This is a genomic window from Reyranella aquatilis (genome assembly GCF_020880995.1).
GTDB classification, from domain to species: domain Bacteria; phylum Pseudomonadota; class Alphaproteobacteria; order Reyranellales; family Reyranellaceae; genus Reyranella; species Reyranella aquatilis.
Genome location: NZ_JAJISD010000011.1, coordinates 40,226 through 56,315, shown reverse-complemented (window position 1 = coordinate 56,315; position 16,090 = coordinate 40,226). Strand labels below are relative to the sequence as shown.

At 66.1% G+C, this 16,090-nt stretch carries 7 protein-coding genes; 5 read left to right on the top strand and 2 right to left on the bottom strand.

From position 1 onward, the window contains the following. Positions 1–49 precede the first annotated feature (49 nt). Both LJ725_RS22290 and LJ725_RS22285 read right to left on the bottom strand, forming a co-directional pair. Positions 50–1,402, bottom strand: coding sequence for an aminotransferase class I/II-fold pyridoxal phosphate-dependent enzyme (locus tag LJ725_RS22290; protein WP_230553152.1), 1,353 nt, complete (start codon positions 1,400–1,402; stop codon positions 50–52). Next, a complete protein-coding gene (locus LJ725_RS22285; RefSeq protein ID WP_230553151.1) occupies positions 1,399–8,820 on the bottom strand; it encodes a type I polyketide synthase in 7,422 nt (2,473 codons plus the stop codon). The genes LJ725_RS22290 and LJ725_RS22285 overlap by 4 nt, the downstream gene beginning before the upstream one ends. A 372-nt stretch (positions 8,821–9,192) precedes the next feature. Between LJ725_RS22285 and LJ725_RS29235 the strand changes: the two genes are divergently transcribed. The 5 genes from LJ725_RS29235 to rfbC all read left to right on the top strand — a co-directional run bounded on the left by LJ725_RS29235 (position 9,193) and on the right by rfbC (position 16,006). Next, positions 9,193–11,115, top strand: a complete 1,923-nt coding sequence (locus tag LJ725_RS29235; protein WP_230553150.1) for a glycosyltransferase family 2 protein — start codon at positions 9,193–9,195, stop codon at positions 11,113–11,115. 2 nt (positions 11,116–11,117) lie between these two features. Then, on the top strand, positions 11,118–12,650 hold the full coding sequence (locus tag LJ725_RS22275) for a glycosyltransferase family protein (RefSeq protein ID WP_230553149.1): 1,533 nt from the start codon (positions 11,118–11,120) through the stop codon (positions 12,648–12,650). Continuing rightward, on the top strand, positions 12,647–14,209 hold the full coding sequence (locus LJ725_RS22270) for a glycosyltransferase family 2 protein (RefSeq protein ID WP_230553148.1): 1,563 nt from the start codon (positions 12,647–12,649) through the stop codon (positions 14,207–14,209). The genes LJ725_RS22275 and LJ725_RS22270 overlap by 4 nt, the downstream gene beginning before the upstream one ends. Positions 14,210–14,345: 136 nt before the next feature. After that, positions 14,346–15,296, top strand: coding sequence for an OmpA family protein (locus LJ725_RS22265; protein WP_230553147.1), 951 nt, complete (start codon positions 14,346–14,348; stop codon positions 15,294–15,296). A gap of 137 nt (positions 15,297–15,433) precedes the next feature. Then, complete coding sequence (gene rfbC, locus LJ725_RS22260; RefSeq protein WP_230553146.1) at positions 15,434–16,006, top strand: dTDP-4-dehydrorhamnose 3,5-epimerase; 573 nt, start codon at positions 15,434–15,436, stop codon at positions 16,004–16,006. Positions 16,007–16,090: the final 84 nt, after the last annotated feature.

Below are 16,090 nucleotides of genomic sequence, written 5' to 3'. Positions count from 1 at the left end.
CTCCCGCTGGATGCGTCGGTGATAACGATCGTTGCGAAGTCCATGCCTGTCAGCGGCCGACGATGGCGCCGACGATCGAGGAGTTGCTACGGATGCTGGGCAGTTCCTCGGCTACCGCGTCGATCACGCTGTTGATCTGCACCGGGGTGTGCTCCGACGTGACGAAGAAGCGGAGGCGCGCCTGGTTTTCAGCGACGCCCGGAAACACCGCCGGAACGACGTTGAAGCCCCGCTTCAGCAGTTGCTCCGAGAGCATGATGGTCTGGCCGGAATTGCCGACGATCACCGGCACCACGGAGGCGCCAATGCTCAGTCCCGTATCGAGACCGCGCGACCTGGCCTTCGCGAGCAGCGAGCGTCCGTTGCGGCGCAGCGCGGCGGCGCGTTCCGGCTCCCGCATCATCACGTCGACCGCAGCGGTGGCTGCCGCGGCGACGGGAGGCGAAAGGCCGACGCTGAAGACGAAGCCCGGCGAGGTGTACCGGAGCAGTTCGATCAGAGCCCGGCTGCCGGCGACATATCCGCCTGCCGCGGCCAGCGTCTTGCTGAGGGTGCCCATCCAGATCTCGACGTCCGCGGGATCGATGCCCTGTTCCTCGGCAATTCCCCGGCCGGTCGCGCCGAGCGCACCCGTCGCGTGTGCCTCGTCGACCATCAGCCAGGCATTGTATCGCCGCTTCAGCCTGATCAGGCCGGCCAGGTCGGGAACGTCGCCGTCCATGCCGTAAAGCCCTTCGACGACGATCAGCGCCCGGCGATAGCGCGCCCGATTGAGGCGGAGCGCCCGCTCGAAGGCGTCGAGATCGCCGTGCGGACAGAGAATGCGCTTCGCGCCGGAGAGCTTGGCACCCTCGACGATGCTGTTGTGGATAACGGCGTCAGCCACGATGAGATCTTCGGGGCCAAGCAGTTCGCCGATCACCGACACGTTCGTGCCGTGCCCGCTCACGAAGGCGATCGCGTCCTCGGTTCCGCTGAGGCGGGCGAGGGCGGCCTCCAGGTCGCGATGGACCTGTCGTTCGCCCGACGAAAGCCGGCTGGCGGACACGGAGGTGCCGTAGCGGTCGATCGCGGCCTTGGCCGCCGCCGCCACTTCGGGATGGCCGTTGAGCCCGAGATAGTCGTAGGAGGAGAAGTTGACGATGGTACGCCCGTCGATCGACGTGGTGTTCGACGCGCGGCCGTCGTGCAGCCGGTAGAAAGGGTTGCTGATGTGGGTGAGGTCACCCACCGCCTTCCAGACCTTAAGGATCTCGTATTCGGGCAGGCTGGAGAAATCGAATTCCCTGCGGGCACCGCCCGCCGTGGGATTCGGGCGGGTTGGGGCGGCGGCGGTCTGGCCCAAAGCCTGCCGTACGCGATCGACGGTTTCCTGTGCGGCGTTCGATCGCGGCTGGTTCATAACGGGCCGTCTATCTGCTTGACCCTCTGGAGGACGGCGCTGACGGCCGCCCTTTGCTCGGAGGGCGAGGCCGCCTGGGCTTCCTCGGCCAAGTGGCTGGCGGACAGCGCTGCAAGCGAGCCGGGAACGGCATCGCGGGGCGCTTCGCCCGTCACCAGCGGCGTGACACGTCGCGCGACGTCGGCCGGCGTGATGCCGCTCGCCAACGACATCATCGGCAGCTCGATCTGCAGGGATGCTTCGACCGTCGTGCGCAGTTCCAGCATCATCAGCGAATCCATGCCGATGTCGGCTAGCGGCCGATGGCGATCGATCTCCTTCGGGGGCAGGCGAAGGACACGCGCGATCTCGTCGACGACGATGTCGAGAAGCGCAGCGGTCGCTTCCTCCGCGGGCATCGCGCGCAGGCGCTCGAGGGTGACGGCGGCCTGGCCGGACTGCCGCGAGGCTCCACCGGCATCGATGGCGTTGAAGGTCGGTGCGCGAACTGCCGCCAGTTCCCGCTTTGCCATCGTCCAGTCGACGCGGGCGATCGCGCAGACGTCGGCAATCTGCCGGCCATCGGCGTCGAAGGCCCAGTCCAGCCCGTTGAGCGCCATGCGCGCGGGCATGAGCGTCGAGGCGAAGCGGCGCTTGAGGCTCGCATTCGCCTCGATGTGGCGTGCGAGATAGCCAGCATCTTCGATCGCTCCCCAGGCCACGGCAAGCGCAGGTAGTCCCCGGGCACGCAGGCGTCGGGCGACACCTTCGACGTAGGCGTTGCCGGCGACGTAGTTGAACTGGCCCGGGTTGCCGAACAGCGTGGTGGCCGACGAGAAGAGCAACAGGTAGTCGAGTTCGAGCCGATCGGCGAGACGTTCGAGATTGAGTGCGCCGCTCGCCTTGGGGCGTAGAACGGCTTCGATCGATTCCCGATCCGTGCCCTGAATCAGGCGGTCGTCGAGAACCATGGCGGCGTGGACGATACCCTTGATCGGCCGTCCCCGGCCGAGCTGATCGATGAAGCGGTCGAGGGCGCCCGCGTCGGTGACGTCGACCGCTGCGACTTCGACGCTCACACCCTTGCCGCGCAGGGCTTCGACCTGTTCGGCAACGGCATCGGAGAGATGCCCCGAGCGGCTGACGAGCGCCAGGTGACGGGCGTCGCGGTCGGCGAGCCACTCGGCCGTCGCAAGTCCAAAGCCGCTGGTGCCGCCGATCACGACATGCCAGCCCTGCGCGTCGACGGGGAAGCTGTTGACCGGCGCTGCGGCGCCGCTCGCCTGGCGTGCGGGCGACACGATGATCTTGCCGATATGGCCTGCACGCTGCATCAGCCGGAAGGCCTCGGCGATGTGCGCCCCGTCGAAGATGCGGTGCGGGAGAGGCGAGAAGTCGCCCTGCTCAAAAAGCCCGACGATGTCGGCGAAGAGCTGCTGCGAGAGCGACTTGTGGGCTCCGATGAGTTGGTCGACGTCTACTCCGAAGTAGCTCAGGTTGCGGCGAAGCGGCCGCAGGCCGAGATGCGTGTTGGCGTAGAAGTCGCGCTTGCCAAGCTCGATGAACCGGCCGAACGGCTTCAGGCAGTCCATCGAACGGATCATCGCCTCGCCCGCCAGCGAGTTCAACACGACGTCGACGCCCTTGCCGCCTGTGAAGCTCATGACTTCCTCGGCGAACGCCAGGGTGCGGGAGTTGCAGACAAAGTCCGCACCGAGATTGCGCAGAAGTGCGCGCTTCTCGCCGGTCCCCGCGGTGGCGATGATCGTTGCGCCGCGACGCTTGGCGACCTGCAGGGCGGCGAGGCCCACCGCGCCGGCGCCGCCATGAATCAGGACGGTCTCGCCGGCTTCCAGACGCGCCAAGTGGACGAGCGAATAGTAAGCCGTCAGGAAGGCGACGGGCAGGGTGGTGGCGTCCTCGAGTGAAAGCTGGCTTGGCAGTTTGCTCACGGCAAAGGTGCGGGCGATTACGTGGCTGGCGAAGGCACCTGGCACGAACGCGAGCACACGGTCGCCCACGCTGAAGTCGTTCACCCCGGGGCCGACGCTGACCACGGTGCCGGCGCACTCCATGCCGAGGCCGGGCCCCGCGTAGCCGTCCTCCAGTGCCTCTTCAGGCAGCAGCCGCAGATTCCACATGACGTCGCGGAAGTTGAGACCCGTCGTGGCGACCTCGATTTCGACCTCGTCCGCTTCGGGAGTCTTTCGCGGCTCCGGAACCCAGCCCAGGACGCCGCGGCCCGCGCCTTGGCGCGGCGCCAGGCGCAGTGCTACCCCGTCGGCAGGCGTCTCCAGCGGGCGTGGCGGCGTGGCGCCCCGCTCGACCCGGAAGACGATGCGCTGCCTGCCCGCGAAGAACAGTTCACGTTCTTCCCCAGGTGCCAGCATTTCCTCCGCGGCTTGCTCGACGACGCGCTGCCTCGGCTTGCCGGCGAGGCCGACACATCGGATATGCAGGCCGGGATACTCATTGCGGGCGACGCGGGCCGCAGCAACGAGGGCACACCAGAGGGGCTGTTCGAGCGGGGCGGTCTCGTCGTTGCCGAAGTCGACCACGATCCAGAGCCGGGCGGGTGCATCCGCCAAGCGTCTGCACAGTTCGCCAATGTCGTCGAGATGGCCACCGAGGGTCGCGACGGGATCTCCGCCGTCCCCGGATGCCGGGATCGCCAGCACGAAGTCGGTGGGCGCAGGCCGGTCCGTCCGCGAGGCGTCACCCGGGGCGGTCGCCATGCGCAGGTCAGCCGCTGTTTCGCCCTGCCACGCAAAAATGACAGGCTCGGAAGAGGCCGAAGCGGTCCGATCCGCCGGCCCGCCTGAGCGACCGCGGACGATCACGCCGATCCGCGCCTCGCCCTGGACGGCCGATACGGACACGCCCGTGAATCCCGCGCCGGCGAGCTCTTCGATCCATTCCTGATCGGTCAGCAGGGCTCCGACAGGAAAATCTGTACTGGCAGAGCGGCTCCACCAGCGGCGCCGGCTTCCGCGAACGATGTCCCAGAAAATGCCAGGCGCAAGTTCGCCGGCGATGATCGGCGCCTGCGGCCGCAACAGCCGCGTAAGGACTGTGAGCCCTTCGTCCCGAACACAGGCGATCTCGCTCAGTGCGTCGATCGCGAAGGCCAGATCCAGTGACGCCGGCGCGAGCGTTTCGAGATGCGCCCACGCCATGCAGCGCACCAGCGGTGCCTCGTGGGCGATGGTGGCCTTCGCCTGTTCGAGACGATCTTCGTCGAGATCGGTCAGGATGATCTCGACGTTCGGAAGCCGTGCACTGAGATCGACTGCCGTGGAGGAGTGGTCGGCGCCCACCATCAGCAATCTCAGGAGGTGCTTGCCGTCTTGGCGCGACACGGCAGCCAGCACATCCGTCGTCACGGCATCGCGAAGCCAGCCGATCTGGTTCGAGGCTACTCCCAGATTGCGCCAGTGAGCCGAGCCGAGTTCACTCACGGCGCTGGGATCGCCCTTGCTCAGCCGGCCGATAATGCTCTCGAGACGCGAGACGCTGGCCGCCTCGGCCGCCATGGTCGGATGACGCACCAGGAGCGTGCTCGCGATGGAGTCTATCTCCGGAAGATCGCACGTGGCCGAGAGCGTACGCACGCCGTCGCGTTCGGCGGCAAGGTTCTTGGCTTCGAGGTGCCAGAGGAGGGCTGACCGAAGATAGCTCGACCAGGGAGAATCGTCGTCCGACGCGGGCTCGTCCACGCGCTCCGGGGAACTGTCCTCCAGCAGCGCTGACCAGCTCGCGCGCAACGCTCCGGCCTCCACCAGGAGGAGCGCCTCGGAGAGCGCGGCCGCCTTGCCGGCGGGGCGTTCGAGGTCGACGTTGCCGGGCGTAAGGGTGGACGGCGTGCCGGGACGGTCGAGCATCCAGGAAGCCGTGCGATAGCTGAGCGACTTGGGATCGACGGCCAGTTCGGCCGGTGCCTCGACAAGCCTGACGTTCTGAGCCGCCACGACGATCCTGCCGTTCTCGTCCCAGAGATCGATGTCCACCACCATCGAGCTGAGCGACTGTCGGAGCGTACGCGCGGTCACCCGGGTGGCGATGGCGCCGCTGTCGAAAACGCGGACATTGCCGAAGCGGACAGGCAGCATGCGCTTCATGGGCATGTCCGCCACGCCGGCTTCCTCGGAAGCGAACAGGGCGTGGAATGCGGCATCGAGCGCTGTGATGTCGATAATCTTCGTCCCGGCCACGAGTTCGCCGGGATCGTCCAAGGCGGCGATTGCCAGCTTGGGCTGCGGGAAGACCACCTGCCGGGTCCGTTGAAAGGTCGGTCCGTACTCGAAGCCGAGCTCGCGCGCCCAAGCGTAGACGCTTCTCCGCGGGACGACGATCGCATGGTCCGGCGCTTCCGGAACGACGACCGTCTTTCCGACGATGGGTGAGCGCCCGACGATTCCGCGCGCATTGAGAGTCCAGCCGCTGCCGCCTCCGCCGCGCTGCCGCGAAAGGAGCTCGACGATTCCGGTCTCGTGGGCAAAGCGAACCGATGTCTCGAAGGAGGTCTTTCCCTCGAAAACGAGAGGACGGAGGATGTCGAGATCGCGGAGTTCCAGGGCCCCTTCGGGATAAATCTGCCGCGCCGCGGCCAGCATCGTCTCGACATAGGCCGTCGCGGGAAGAACGGGAACGTCGCCGACCTTGTGATCGGATATCCACGGGAAGAGGGCGGGATCGACCGTCGAGAACCACTCCGCACCGTCCAGCCGCGGACGCGCACCCAGGAGTCGATGGTTGTGCGCCTCCGCAAGAAGCGGGGTGGTGGCTTCCTCGGTCACAGGAAGTTTGAGGTGCGTGTGTTGCCAGGGATAGAGCGGCAGGACGACGGCCGCGGCAGGTGCGGGACCGAAGAAGCGCTGCATCTCGACTTTGCCGCCGGACAGGGCAATCCTGGACGCCGCGCGCTCGATCGGATCCGACGCCTTCTGACTGTCGCCCTCGCTCATCGTCTCGACGACGACACCGCGCGTCCCCGACTCGCGCAGCACGTCGCGTACGTAGCTCGTCAGAATGGGGCGAGGTCCGATCTCGACGAACACACGCATCCCGTCGCTGAGCAGGACGTTCAGGGCGGGTTCGAACTGCACTGGCTCGCGGACGTTACGCCACCAGTGCTCGGCGCCGAGCATCTCCGGTGTGGCGATCGTGCCGGTCACCGAAGACACGAAACGCTTATGGACCGGCAGCGGTCTCAGCCCCTGCAGTTCGCGCAGCAGCGGCGCCCGCACGGGGTCGATCAACGCGCTGTGGAATGGATAGTCGAGATCGAGGCGTCGCGCGCTTATCCGCATGTCGGACGCCGCCTGCAGCACGCGGTCGATGTCGGCGATGCTTCCGGACACGGTGACGCTTCGCCAGCTGTTGACGGCGGCGATCTCGACGCCGGCTGCGCCTGCGGTCTTGAGGAAACGGCGCGCCTCGCGGTCGCTCAACATGAGCGCGGCCATGCTGCCGCTGCCGCGAACGCCTTCCTGATGGCGGCTGCGGGCAATCACCACGTCGATCGCCTGGTCCAGACTCAGGGCGCCGGCGCACCACGCTGCGGCAATCTCGCCGACGCTGTGTCCGAGCGTGGCCGCCGCGACGACGCCGCGCTCTTCGAGCGCACGCACGGTAGCAACCTGCAGGGCGAGCAGCAGAGGCTGCGAATAGGTCGCCCGCCGCAAGCGGACAGCCAGGTCTTCGGCGAACAGCGTATCGACGATGGACCAGTCTTGGACCTTCGAGAAACGGGCGTCGATGTCCCGCAGAGCGTTCTGGAAGACCGCATTCGTCCCCCAGGCGTCGCGTCCCATACCGGCCCACTGCGAGCCGTTGCCGGAGAACAGGAAGGTCAGTGGCTGGTCGCTGCCCAGGGCTTGCCCGGTGAGAACGGATTCCGAATCTTCTCCCCTCGCGAAGGAGGCGAGATGGTGACGGATCTCGTCGGTCGTCCGCCCCCGGGCGACGAGGCGGTGCGGCAGTGCATCGCGAAGGTAGGCGCTGGCCGAAATGAAGGAGGCGGCGTCGCGCGTGGCAGCGGGCCACTTCTCGACATAGTCGGCGGCCAGGGCCTTCAGGGCCTCGCCGCTGTGCGCCGTCAGCAGCAGGGGAGGCGGCGTTGCGGTGTTGTTGACCTGTACGAGGTGGGCGACCGTCCGGTCGCTGCGCAGGATGACGTGAGAGTTGGTGCCGCCGAATCCGAACGAGTTGATGCCGACGAGTTCCGGTCCACGCTGGTCCGGCAGTTGGCGGTTCTGGCCCACGACCTGGAGGTTGAGGTCGTCGAAGGGGATGTCCGGATTGGGCGCCCGCTGGTGCAGCGTCGCCGGGAGGAGGCCGCGATCCAGAGCGATCACAGACTTCAGGAGACCTGCCAGTCCCGAGACCGGTTCCAGATGGCCGACGTTGGACTTGACCGAGCCGATGGGGAGCGGGTGCGTCCTCTTCTGGCCAAGGCCCTTGCCCAGGGCGTCCGCCTCGATCGGATCGCCGACCCGTGTGCCGGTTCCATGCGCCTCGACGAAGCTGAGGTCGGCAGGATCCACGCCGAAGTCGCCGTAGACCTGCTCGAGAAGCCGTCGCTGCGAATCGGCGGAGGGCAGTGACATGCCAGTTGTGCGACCATCCTGGTTCACGCCGGAACCCACGATCACGGCATGCACGCGGCTGCGGGCCTTCAGCGCCGACGACATCGAACGGAGCACGACGACAATTGCGCCCTCCGCGCGCACATATCCGTCCGCCGAGGCGTCAAACGGGCGGCAAAGCCCGGTCGGCGAAAGCATCGACGCGCGTGAAAAGCCGATGTAGGAAAACGGCGACAGAAGGAGGTTGACGCCCCCGACGATGGCCGTGTCGATCGAGCCGTTGCGAATGGCTTCTGCGGCCATGTCCAGGGCGACCAGCGACGAGGAACAGGCCGTATCGATCGCAAGGCTCGGACCCCGCAGATCGAAGGTATATGAAATTCGGTTTGCCATGATGCTGAGCGAGTTGCCCGTCATCATGTGAATTCCGGCCGCCGACGGATCGGCAAAGAAATGAGCGGCGTGGTCGACCGAAGAGGCACCCACGTAGACGCCGATAGGTTGGCCCGCCAATGTCGAGGGGCGGATACCCGCATGGGCAAGCGCATCGTGCGCCACCTCGAGCAGGTGCCTGTGCTGCGGATCGACCTGCTCCGCTTCACGCGGGCTCATGCCGAAGGCGGTTGCGTCGAAGCCCCAGATGTCGTCGATCACGCCGGCGGCGAAGGAGTAGCTTCGTCCAATCTGGTCTGGGGAAGGGTGAAAGTACGCCTGGGTCGGAAAACGGTCCGGAGTGATCTGGCTGACGCTGCAACGATTGTTGCGAAGCAGCTTCCAGAATTCGTCGCTGTTCCGAGCACCCGGGAGGCGGCAGGCGTAGCCGACGATGGCGACCTCGTCGCGACGTGTCATTCCGAGGCCTGCCTGCCGGCGTACTTCTCCGTGGTGTTCGACCGTACGCAAGTCATCTGAAATCCCCAGCTCCCAACGGCGATGCCTTAGCCACTTTCATGGTCAACTTCAAACCACTATGCCGCGATTAAACGGTGATTGTGGTGTTCTTGCGTCAGCCGTGCCGATCAGTCTCTGCTTCCCTTCGGACGGCGGTTGGGGTTGGTATATTGGACGCTGCCTCGCAGCGTTACTGAATCGCAGCATCTTCTGGGGACAACGGGAAAGTGAGAGACGCGTCAGCTTCGAAAGCGACCCCGGCAGGCCACTTTGATTGAAAAGCGGGCCCCGCTCCGAGCGGACGGTCTCCCTGTCTCTCGAGTTGCAGATCGTGTGCAATTCGATATCCCGGCAGCGGTCGATACGTCAGCAGGCGGTTGGCTGCGCCTCCGCTATCAGATGGCTCTGTGCCGGTCGGCGGCGCGACCGGTCATTCGCTTCGATCTCGGTGGCGAGGAGATTCAGGTGGCGATGGGTGCGGGGCTGTTCGGGGCGGGTGAATGGGTCGGTCCGATTCCACTCCTTGCCCGCCACGTCCGGATTGCCCTGCCGCCCGGATTGCCGGCCACCGGCTTTTCGCTGACCTCCTGTGAAGTGCTGGCATTCCCCAAGGTCCTGGCGCTTGCCGGGAGGCGGAGCGTCTTCAGGACGATTGCCGCGGCCGGATTGCGGTTGCTGGGCCGGAGGGCAGACGCCGTCGGCCTGCTCGAAGAAACGCTGAATGCGACGCCGATGTCCCGGTATCATGAGTGGCGCACCAGTAGCGAGCGACCGCTCGATCCACAGGGCCTGGACGCCAGCGAGGAAGGCTTGCGGGAGGGCCCGCATCTCCGCGTGCTGATCGGCGCTGAGGGCGGACGCGGCCGGGAAATGCTGGCGGCCACGCTGGCATCGCTCCGGCGTCAACCCTACGCGAATTGGTCGCTTTTCGTTGTCGGCGATGCCGTATCGCAGGCCGGCGATCCGCCATGGACGTGCATAGAGGGTTCGGACAGCGCAGCACGACTCTGGGCCGGTCTCGAATCCACGGACCTCGTCCTGCCGATACTCGCAGGGGATACCGTTCCCGATTTCGCGCTGGCCACCCTTGCCGGTTTCGCTCTTTCTCATCCCGGCGCGTCGCTCTTCTACGCGGACGAGGACTCGGTCACCACCAGCGGGCGGTATGTCGCTCCGGAACTGAAGCCGGACTGGAGCCCGATCCTTCAGAACGCCCGCGCCTATGTCGGCCGGGCCGTCTACTTCAGGCGGCACGGCCTCGAAGGGCAGGGTTTGCTTTCGGCGGCGGATTTCATGCGGCCTCTGACGTGGAATGGGCTTTTTGCGCGCGAACGAGGACCCGTCGGGCACATTCGGCGTGTCCTCCTCACGAAGAGGGTCGAAGCTTGGCGGCCTGACGAGGCCGTCACGGCCATTCCAGCCCGGACTCCTGTGGCGGAGCAGCAATCGACCGCAACGCTCATCGTTCCGACGCGGGATCATGCCGACCTTCTGGCAGTATGCCTTGCCAGCTTGGGCAAAACGAGCCCGGACGATCTCGAACTGGTGATCGTTGACAATGGCAGCGAGCAGCCCGCTGCGCTCGAGTTGCTCGAGCAGTTCCGCAAGAAGCCCAACGTTCGCGTTCTCGACGCTCCAGGGCCGTTCAACTTCGCGTCCCTCTGCAACCGCGGCGCAGCGCTGGCGCACGGGAGCGTCCTCGTCTTCCTCAACAACGATACAGAAGTGTTTCAGCCCGAGTGGCTCTCTCGCCTCGTTCGGTGGGCGGTACAACCTGATATCGGCGCAGTCGGACCGAAGCTGGTGTACGGTTCCGGCCGGGTGCAGCATGCCGGGCTGGTGCTCAGCCTCGGGGGATATGCGGCGCACATCGACGCCGGCGCGAGCCCGGCCGAAGAAGGTTATCTTGGGCGCCTCTCGGTCCCGCACGAGGTCTCCGCGGTCACCGGCGCCTGCCTGGCCGTCGAGAAGGAGAAGTTCGACGCCGTTGGCGGGTTCGATGCGAAGAAGTATCCGATCGAGCTGGGCGACGTGGACCTTTGTCTGCGTCTGGCCGAGCGCGGATGGAAAAGCGTGTTCACCCCTGAAGCGGTCCTGATCCATCGCGAGTCGGCGTCGCGTGGCAAGACGGCCGCGAAACGCTACGCGTGGGAGCGGCGGCACTTCCAGTCCGACTGGAAGGACGTCCTGGCCGACGATCCATATTTCCACCCGGCGCTGTCGCTTGCGGCGCTGCGGACGAGCCTCGACCGCTAGCGGTGCGTATCCAGACACCATCGAGGTATGCCCCGTACGGCAGGAAATCCGACCGGATTCGACGCCGCCTTCAGCGCGCGCTGGAGGCGGCTGCCGCATGGCTCGGTGGGTTCCTGGTGGAAGGCGTTCTGCTTGGGAAAATACTGGGCGGCGTGCTGTGGCCTGCGGCGTTGCACGTTCTCGCGCCCCGTCTGGCGGTGATGGAGCTGGGCTTCGATCGGGATTTCTATCTTCGGCAGTTCAGTGACGAGCGCCAGCGCGAGCGCGTCGCTCGCGCGCCCCTCCTGCACTATGCGCTGATCGGCTGGCGGACGCAGCGTGCGCCAGCGCCCGGCTTCGATCCGGCATTCTATCAGCGTCGCACCTTCGATCGGCCGTCGGGAATGGACCCCTTGTTTCATCATCTGGGAGGGCCCGACGCGCGCAAGTCACCCAGGAACGAGGTGGAAGCGCGAGCCGATCGCGCGCCGTGGCGGGAAGGGGCCGAAGCGGTCCTGGTGTTTCATCACGGTCGCGGCGGTGGCAGCAGCCATTTCCTGGAGATTTACGAGCGGACGATCGAACGGGAAGGACGCAACGTCTTGCGCGCCCGCGCCGTGTTGCGCGCGCCTACTCTGACGGTGGTGAACGACAGGACATTCGATCTGGCAACGGGCCTTGCCCGGCTGCTCGACTTCGGCCGCCGGCACGGCGTCAGCAGAATAGTGGTCAATCACATCGTCGATCGGCCGACCGCGATGATCGGATGGGTTCGGGATCTCGCGAAGGGGCTCGACGTACCCTACGACGTCATCCTCCACGATTATTTCATGCTGTGCCCGAGGGTCGATCTCATCACCGGAACAGGCGAGTTCTGCGATGCCGCGCCCCCCGAGGCCTGCCTTGGATGCGTGACCAAGTACGGCGCGGAAGCACAGGACTTCGACCCGCTGTCGTGGCGGCGCGACCATCTCGCCTTTCTCGCGGGAGCCGGCTGCGTCATCGCGCCGAGCCGGGATCTGGCGACGCGGATGCAGCGCTTCCTGCAAAGGGAGATCGCCGTCTGGACACCCGAATGCGAATCCGGATTTCCCGCGGAACGGATACCCCGCCTGGCGCCGGACGAGAGTCTGCGTGTCGTCACCCTCGGGGCGCTGAACGTCGCGAAGGGCGTGCGTGTCGTCGCGGCTTTGGCGGAGGCGGTGGACAAGGCCTCGGCGCTGCTCGACATCGCCGTTCTGGGGGGTGTGTCGGAAGCTCTTCCGGCGAGCGTCTCGGTCAGTGGTCCCTATCGGTCGGAAGAACTGGGGAGGCTGCTCTCGCGGGCATCGCCGCATCTCGTCCTGCTGCCGGCCATCTGGCCGGAGACCTGGTCCTTTGTCCTCACCTCCGCGCTCGAACGAGGATTGCCGGTCGTCGTGTTCGACATCGGCGCACCCGCGGCGCGCCTGCGCGCGCTGGGACGCGGCCATATCCTGCCAGTGGACATTTCGAACGACGCCGGCAAGCTCATGGCCGCGCTCCTCGAACTGCGCCAATCGTGGATCGTGCGATGAATGACACGCGTTCGGCCAGGACCATGGGCGAAGTCCTTATCGAGGCGCTGCAGCATTCAGGTCTCGCTTCCTTCGCGGCGAGTATCCTCCCTGGGTGGGCTGACCAGCTCTGTGTTCGAAACGGCCTTCCGCGTGGCACGGTCGATGTCGATCACTATGAGCGCATGTCGGGAAGGAGGTTTGCGTCCCCGGCTGCCGCCACTTTTCATTATCTGTCTGTCGGATCGGCGAGGGGCTGGTCTCCCCGAGCGGATTTTTCGCCGGCGCGATATCGCCGTCTCAATCCGGATGTCGAACTTCAGGGGTATGAGCCCTTCGCGCACTGGCTGAGGTTCGGTCAGGCAGAGGGGAGGGACGCGAAGGTCCCCGAGGACCCGGCGCCGCTCGACCTCGCACGTCTGCTCGCGTACCGCCGCCCCGATCGCAGCGCGGCAAAGGTCGATGTGGTCATGCCCGTATACGGCAGCCGTGCGCTCGCGTTGCAGGCGATCGACAGCGTGCTCGGGGCCGAAACGCGCGAGGCCTACGAACTAGTGGTGGTCGACGACGCATCGCCCGATCCAGCGCTGCGTCGCGAACTGGAGGCGCTGGCGGCGGCTGGCCTGATCACCCTGCTCGTAAACGAGCGCAATCTCGGCTTCGTGCAATCCGTCAATCGCGGCTTTGCCGCCCATGCCGACCGCGATGTCGTCCTGCTGAATTCGGACACGAAGGTGTTCGGCGATTGGCTCGACCGCTTGATGGCGGCGTTGCGAACGGCGCGCACGGCGACGGCGACGCCGCTTTCCAACGCCGCGACCATCCTCAGCTATCCCGCGACGCTCTGCGACAACCGCCTCCTGCCCGATGACCGGGTCGCGAAATGGGATGAGTTCTGCGCGGCACTCGACAGGCCGCCCGTCGAGATTCCGACGGGTGTGGGATTCTGCATGGCAGTCAGCCGGCGCTGCCTCGATCAGATCGGCGCTTTCGACGGCGAGCGCTTCGGGCGTGGATACGGCGAGGAGAACGATTTCTGCCTGCGGGCGACGGCGGCGGGGTGGCGTCATGTGGCGGCGACCGGGCTGTTCGTCTGGCACCGTGGCGGGGCGTCATTCGGGGGCGAGCGGGACGCGCTCATCGAGGCGGCGCAGGCCATCCTCGAGCGGCTCCATCCCGGCTATGCCGAAACCGTGGGCCAGTTCATCCGGCGCGATCCTCTGCGTGCTGCCCGGACGGCCATCGATCTGGCCAGGATCCGGCGCGATCCGCGCCCGAAGCGCCTCCGCCTGGGGATAAGCAGGGCGCGGCCCTCGACCGAACTACTCGAAATCGTCCTGACACCCGATCTTCCCCCCTATCGGGGACAATATCGACTGATCCCGGCGGGGAGTGGCGCCTATCCCAATCTGCCCCGCTGCAGCCAAACCTCTCCTGTCTCGTACCTTGTTACCGTTCTTGAGGGCCTCGGCGTCCAGGAGTGCGTCGTCGGAGAGGAATCCGATGCCATTCAGCCTCTATTATCGCTGCTCAGAGAGGCTTGCCGGGGCTGCGGCGTCGATTGGAACTCCCGGCGATGAGGGCCAACTGTTGCCTCGCAGCAACAGTCCGGCACTTTGCGAAGACTAGGGCGCAACTGTCGCCGGGCAGGGCCCACCGCTTGTGGTAAGGTTCACGTAATACGGCGTCGTTTTACCTTCAGTGCTGGGGAGAAATATGAAGAAAGCTGGTTTGGCTTTGCTCGGACTGGGCATGCTGCTGCCGACCGTGGCCGGTGCGCAGGCGATCAATGCACAGGAAGGCTTCTACATCGGCGCCGGCGGCGGTGCCGCGTGGTTCATCGGCTCGAACCCCAATACGACGACCTCGACCGGCTGGTCGGCCGGCGGCAAGGTCGGTTACGACTTCGTCGGTCCGCGTCTCGAACTCGAAGCCGGATACGGCGAAATCCCGACCTCGGCCAACATTCCGGGCACGGCGATCAACGGTAAGGTCGGCCAGCTCACCGTGATGGCGAACCTGCTGTATGATTTCATGCCGACCTCGATCATCACGCCGTATGTCGGCGCCGGTGTCGGCATCGCTTTCATCGACAGCAACGCCGCGCTGGGCAGCACCCAGTTCGCCTATCAGGCGATGCTGGGCGTCGCCTACAACGTGAGCGAACAGTTCCGCTTCATGGTGGAAGGCCGCTACGTCGGCACGACGAACCCCAGCGTGAACACGCCGATCGGCAATGTCACGTTCCAGAACCAGAACATCCTGGCCCTGGCGGGCGTGACCTACAAGTTCGCCGCGCCGCCGCCGCCGCCGCCGCCGCAGGCTGCTCCGGTCGCGCCGCCGTCGTTCATGGTGTTCTTCGACTGGGACCGCGCGAACCTCTCGGCCCAGGCGCTCACCACGATCAAGCAGGCTGCCGGCGCCTATAAGACGAAGGGCAATGCCCGCATCACGGCGACGGGTCACACCGACACGTCGGGCGCGCCGGCGTACAACATGGCGCTGTCGCTGCGTCGCGCGAACGCCGTCAAGGACGCCCTGGTTCGCGAAGGCGTGCCGGCGACCGCGATCGCGGTGGTTGGCCGCGGCGAGCAGGGCCTGCTGGTCCAGACCGGCCCGAACGTCCGCGAGCCGCAGAACCGCCGCGTCGAGATCGTCATCCAGTAAGCTGCCACAGCTCTGGGCGACCGAGAAAAGGAAAAGGCGGCCCTTACGGGCCGCCTTTTTTGTGGATGACCGGACGGCCGTCTCATTGCTGCCCTTTCGAGCTTCTATCGTCAGCCAAGCAGGGGGGCAGACGCATCGTGGACGTGGTGAGATTCGAAATCGAGGGGCCGATTCTCTTCACGCCCCTTCGACACGGAGACGAGCGCGGATTCGTCTCGGAGACGTTCAGCGTCCGTCGTCTCGAACAGCACACCGGCCCACTCTCAGTCGTGCAGGACAATCACACGCTGTCGCGCGCGGCGGGTACGTTGCGCGGGCTTCATTTCCAGGCCCCGCCCATGGCCCAGGCCAAGCTGGTGCGGGTGGTGCGAGGCGCGGCCTACGACGTAGCTGTGGATATCAGAGTCGGTTCTCCGACATACGGGCGTCATGTCGGTGTCGAACTGAGCGCCGCGAACTGGCGGCAGTTCTGGATACCGAAGGGCTTTGCCCATGGGTTCTGTACCTTGGAACCTGACACCGAACTCGAATACAAGCTCACAAGCTACTATAGCCCCGAGCATGATCGCGGGATCGCCTGGGACGACCCCGATCTTGCGATCGCCTGGCCCCACAAGGCTGACGGTCCGCTGCTTTCGGCTAAGGATCGCACGCAGCCGGCTTTTTCCACACTGCCGGCCTATTTTCAGTGGTCCCCAAGCCAGAAGTGATATGCTCGACGACAGGGTGCCTCCGGTTCTTCGGAACACGGGGCGGAGGCACGATCTGGATCACTTCACCTGTCGTGAGTGCGT

Excerpts from the sequence above, each read along its gene's own strand:
- LJ725_RS22290 (WP_230553152.1), bottom strand. The coding sequence starts at position 1,402 with ATGAACCAGCCGCGATCGAACGCCGCACAGGAAACCGTCGATCGCGTA.
- LJ725_RS22285 (WP_230553151.1), bottom strand. The coding sequence starts at position 8,820 with ATGACACGTCGCGACGAGGTCGCCATCGTCGGCTACGCCTGCCGCCTC.
- LJ725_RS22270 (WP_230553148.1), top strand. The coding sequence starts at position 12,647 with ATGAATGACACGCGTTCGGCCAGGACCATGGGCGAAGTCCTTATCGAG.
- LJ725_RS22265 (WP_230553147.1), top strand. The coding sequence starts at position 14,346 with ATGAAGAAAGCTGGTTTGGCTTTGCTCGGACTGGGCATGCTGCTGCCG.